The organism is Armatimonas sp. (genome assembly GCF_964826245.1).
On sequence record NZ_CBAYMC010000320.1, the window covers coordinates 1 to 4068 of the forward strand.

At 59.8% G+C, this 4068-nt stretch carries 7 protein-coding genes and 1 pseudogene; 3 read left to right on the top strand and 5 right to left on the bottom strand.

Features of this window, described 5'->3' with window-relative positions; translation table 11 throughout:
- A partial coding sequence (locus tag AC1XOS_RS20555) for a PQLLE family protein (protein ID WP_481964081.1) occupies window positions 1–538 on the top strand: 538 nt, incomplete at its 5' end.
- Between the two features lie 5 nt (window positions 539–543).
- On the opposite strand, the gene AC1XOS_RS20560 is transcribed toward AC1XOS_RS20555, so the two are convergent.
- Window positions 544–1005, bottom strand: coding sequence for a type II toxin-antitoxin system VapC family toxin (locus AC1XOS_RS20560; RefSeq protein WP_481964082.1), 462 nt, complete (start codon window positions 1003–1005; stop codon window positions 544–546).
- On the bottom strand, window positions 1002–1235 hold the full coding sequence (locus tag AC1XOS_RS20565) for a hypothetical protein (protein WP_481964083.1): 234 nt from the start codon (window positions 1233–1235) through the stop codon (window positions 1002–1004). Before AC1XOS_RS20565 ends, AC1XOS_RS20560 begins: the two co-directional genes overlap by 4 nt.
- 73 nt (window positions 1236–1308) lie before the next feature.
- Here AC1XOS_RS20565 and AC1XOS_RS20570 point away from each other — a divergent pair, with 73 nt between their 5' ends.
- On the top strand, window positions 1309–2136 hold the full coding sequence (locus AC1XOS_RS20570) for a heme-dependent oxidative N-demethylase subunit alpha family protein (protein WP_481964084.1): 828 nt from the start codon (window positions 1309–1311) through the stop codon (window positions 2134–2136).
- Here AC1XOS_RS20570 and AC1XOS_RS20575 read toward each other — a convergent pair.
- From AC1XOS_RS20575 to AC1XOS_RS20585, 3 genes are all read right to left on the bottom strand, one after another.
- A complete protein-coding gene (locus AC1XOS_RS20575; protein WP_481964085.1) occupies window positions 2043–2417 on the bottom strand; it encodes a thioredoxin family protein in 375 nt (124 codons plus the stop codon). The two genes, AC1XOS_RS20570 and AC1XOS_RS20575, sit on opposite strands and share 94 nt — an antisense overlap.
- 73 nt (window positions 2418–2490) lie before the next feature.
- Entirely contained in the window at window positions 2491–3102 is a 612-nt protein-coding gene (locus AC1XOS_RS20580) for a hypothetical protein (protein ID WP_481964086.1), read from the bottom strand.
- A 217-nt stretch (window positions 3103–3319) separates the two neighbouring features.
- Window positions 3320–3442, bottom strand: coding sequence for a hypothetical protein (locus tag AC1XOS_RS20585; RefSeq protein ID WP_481964087.1), 123 nt, complete (start codon window positions 3440–3442; stop codon window positions 3320–3322).
- Between the two features lie 45 nt (window positions 3443–3487).
- On the opposite strand from AC1XOS_RS20585, the pseudogene AC1XOS_RS20590 reads away from it, so the two are divergent.
- A pseudogene (locus tag AC1XOS_RS20590) lies at window positions 3488–4068 on the top strand (hypothetical protein); the annotation flags it as partial.

Sequence of the window (4068 nt, forward strand, 5' to 3'; positions counted from 1 at the left end):
CGCAGGCGCTGAGTTAGTCGCCGCAGCTACTGGTGCCCTTTCCACAACGTCCGGCAAGCGAGCCGCACAGTCTGGTAGGACAATCGCAGACGCTGATGCCGAAAAAGCAGCGAGAGAAGAACTCTCCGCCTATGTCCGCATTGCCAAAGCGAGCTTTGCAACCGATCCTGTAGCACTGACGACTCTGGGCCTCACCGCGCCCGGTCGTCCGCTCCCCGACGCACGCGCGGCGTTTTTAGCGGCGGCAAAAGCGCTTCTCGATGCGGCGGATGGTGCCCCCGAGGCCGTGCAGGCGAAGCTCACCAAGCGTGGCTACGGCGCAGCGAAGCGCACGGAATTGCGGGGGCTTCTGGCGGCGGTGAGTGCGGCAAACGTGAAACAAGAGGCGGCCAAGGGCGAGGCCCAGCAAGCGACTCCCGATGCCGAGGATGCGCTCAAGGCACTGGAGGTCTACACACGGGAGCTGCGGGAGGTGGCAAAAGTCGCGCTCCGTGGGAAAGCACAGTTACTGGAGGCGATGGGGATCAAAGTACGGTAGGCCCCCTAGGGCTTCAGTTCTTGTGTGAGGATTACTTTGAAAACACGCTCAGGAGCGCCGGGCAGTGGGTAGCCACGGACACGAGAGAAATCGGTATCGGCAGTGAGGAGCGCTTCGCAACCCGCAAGTAGGGCTGTGGCGACGTGCAGGGCATCGGTGGTCTCCAGATGGTAGGTAATCCCGATCTCTGCCGCCAGGCGGGCTGTCTCTTCGTCGCAGATAGCTTGCTCAATCAGTGACAGTTGGGCTTCGTAAAGCGTGGCATCACTTCCCAGAACGTAGGCGGTAACCAGTGCCTCTGCGATCATCAGAGGCGAGGAAATCAGAACAAGCTCTCTGGCTTCCACACGAAGGAGGATTCGCCCCCATGCCAGAGCCGAGCGGGGGCTGCTCTCCACAAGGTCTACAAAAGCCGACGTGTCTATCGCAAGCCGCGTGACTCCACGGAGCGCTTCGGCGACCTTCAAGCACCACCTCGCACGGAGGCAACCAGCTCGTCGCGCTTCCGGCGTGCCTGGGATTTCTGCTGTGTCCGCACGGCATCAATGGCCTTCTCTTTAGGCGTTCGCGTGTCAGTAGCATCGTCGTCATCTGCAAACGCAGCGAGCACGGCGGCTTCGGCGCGGGCCATGCCCTCTGGGGTAGTGAGCCAGGCCGCGATGTTATCGGGAAGATTAAGGGTGATGGTGGTGCTCATTTGGGCTTTAGTATACCGTCTAGTACCGCAGAGTCTGAGCACATTAGACGTTGTGAGCGGGTAAAGTAGGGCTATGTTTCTCCCCCAGCCGCGCTACTTTCCGCCCGACAAAGGTCGCTACGCCACGACGCCCGATCTTAAGCCCCTCGGCACCGACTATGGCAACGGGTGGCTCGACGAAGTCGCGTTTCAGTTCGACGAGAACACGCCGCAGTTCTTAGCCAATAAAGTAGGGCGGGTCGCGCTGACCGATGACTTTGACGAGATCGAAGCGCCCGTTATGGAAGCCCTCAACGCACGCCTTGCTGCTGAGTGGCCGGAGCGGGCGTTTGTGGCGACGGACTTCAACCACTTCTGCCAGAGTGTCTGTGAGGACATCGCCATCGTGCGGCGCAGCCCGGAGCGCGGCGACTGGAGTGCAGCGATGCATATCAGCGCCCCCAGCCACTGGGCACCCGAGGAGAAGATCGGGCAGAACTACGCCGCCACCCACGCCCCCGTGCCCGGCACCGAGCGAAGCCGCGCCGCCGCGAGCTCGCTAGTAGACATCATGGTCAACCGTGGCCCGTTTGTGCGCTTTACTTGGGGACTTGCCTTCGATAATAAGCTCGACCGCCACCCACGCCACGGGAAGACGCCCTTTGATGGCAAGAATCTCTGGCTACGCACCGAGCGCCAGATTCTGATCCCCCTCCCCGAGCTCAACGCCGCGATCTTTTTGATTCGTCTGCACCTCTATGATGCCCGCACGGTTCCAACTGAGCCACTTCTCACGGCACTGGAGAGCATGTCGCCCGAAGCCCGTGCCTACAAAGGCCTCACCGACGACTGGGAGAGCGTGCTCAGCTGGCTTCGGACAGCGGCTATCTCCACGCTTCCCACCCAGCGGGTAACTTCCTGACCATCCACAAACAGCAAAAGCGCGGGTATCGCCATGACGCTAAAGCGCACCGCCGCGGGCAGCTCTTCATCCACATTGAGCGTAAAGAGGCGTAGCTGACGGGAGTTCTCCCGTGCCAGTGCCTCTAGTTCTGGAGCCAGCCGCTTACAGGCGCTACAGCGTGCCGCCCAGAACTCCACCAGAGTCGGCAAAGGCGACTCCAGCACGTCCTCATCGAACGCATCGCTATTGGTCGCCTCCGCACCGCCAGGTCGGTGCGCAATAAATCCTGTTTCGTCCATAAAAATAAAATGCCCACCCCTCAGGTTCCCCCGCCGGGCGGGGGTTAGGGGGTGGGCAGGGGGAGGAGGGTTCCTACTTGGGAATGGGCATTCCCATGCTCTTGTACGCATCCTCGATGGCTTTGATGTCCTCAAGAGCCAGCTTGTTCTTAGGATCGAGTGCCTTAGCCTTGCGCAGGGTCGCGAGAGCCTGTGGGTAGCGCATGCGTGGAGGAACACTCTGATCGAGCATCTGGCCATGGCCATACTCCGCCATTGCCTGAGCAGCGGCAAGCTTTAGCTTCGCATCGTTGGGCTTCTTAGCAAGCGCAGCAGAGGCCGCATCAGACTTAGCTTTGAGAGAAGCAACACTGGGGCCTTTCGGAGCTTCGGGTGCCTTCGGAGCATCGGGCTTGGGCGCTTCCGTGGTTTTCGGTGCCGTCCAGCTCTTGGGCTTGGGCTCGGGATCAGGCCCGACATCCACACCTGCTTTTTTGGCCTCCGCAGCATCATCGAAGCCTTCAAAAGTCAAGTTGTGCATCTTGTAGTAGAGCGCACGGTAGCCAAGCTTGGGCGGCGAGGGTGCATGGCAGTAGTTACACTTCTTGCCTTCTTTTTCAGCAAACGGGGGCTTAGCCTGGGCTCCGCTGAGCATCAGCGCAAGGGCCACGCCACTTAAAGCAACACGGGTAATAGAACGAATCACGATTGAAAAACCTCCCAAACAGTTGTGTTTGATTTTGTTCAGTAGACGATTCGGCAAAGCTTTAGTTCATTCCTGCATGAATCGCTAAAATAGTCGCCCTGCCGATTAGAACGGCAGGGCGGGAGAGCCTTCGGCTACAAAGGCCGCTTCGGGCCATAATGGGCGGCACGCCCTTCGCAGCTTTAGCTCTCCCGTCCCCTCGTTCTAATCGAGGGGACTAAAATCGTCGCCCGAGTCCAAGGGTCAGGCCGCTGGGATGGACGCCTTGGATGCCGGTTCGGTAGCTGTAGCCTGCCTCGATCAGCGTGTCTGTCGTAAAAGTTGTGACAGATTGATGCATGGTAGAATGCCATTGACTCCCCCGAGGACTCCACTAAGACATCGTATGCAGCTTCCTCCCATTAGCCGACGTATCATCGGACAAGTGTTTATCGATGCCGCTCTGGTCATGGCGGCTAACCTTGCCTCGTTTGTTCTCAAGTATGGGCCAACGGTCTTGCACCTCAGCGATCCGCATCTGCACACGCTTCTGGTCACACTGCCCGTTCTGATTGGCCTGCGGGTCAGCGCTTTTGGGTTCTTTCGCCTCTACCGTATCCGCTGGCGCTACATGTCCGTGCACGACCTCAAGACCGTGGCAGGTGCGACGACGCTCTCCACGGTGCTTTTCTATGGCTTTCTCGCGCTAATGGGCTATGGCACGGCGGCAAGCTACTCCTGGGGAATGCAGACCATTGACTGGGTACTGACTATCTGCTTGCTCTCAGGGGTTCGGATCGGCTACCGGCTGTGGTCAGACAAGACTCTGGAAGCGCCGCTACGTGCCCGTCAGCGTGCTCTGATCGTGGGTGCAGGGGATGCAGGTGAGGCCGTAGCCCGTGACTTGCTACGCCGCCCTGCCGAGGGCATTATTCCGATTGGCTTCGTGGACGACGAGCCCAAGCGGCGGGGAACCCGAATTCACGG

Coding starts and splice junctions, on each gene's coding strand:
- AC1XOS_RS20585 (WP_481964087.1), bottom strand. CDS start 3,442: ATGCATCAATCTGTCACAACTTTTACGACAGACACGCTGATCGAGGCA.
- AC1XOS_RS20570 (WP_481964084.1), top strand. CDS start 1,309: ATGTTTCTCCCCCAGCCGCGCTACTTTCCGCCCGACAAAGGTCGCTAC.
- AC1XOS_RS20565 (WP_481964083.1), bottom strand. CDS start 1,235: ATGAGCACCACCATCACCCTTAATCTTCCCGATAACATCGCGGCCTGG.
- AC1XOS_RS20575 (WP_481964085.1), bottom strand. CDS start 2,417: ATGGACGAAACAGGATTTATTGCGCACCGACCTGGCGGTGCGGAGGCG.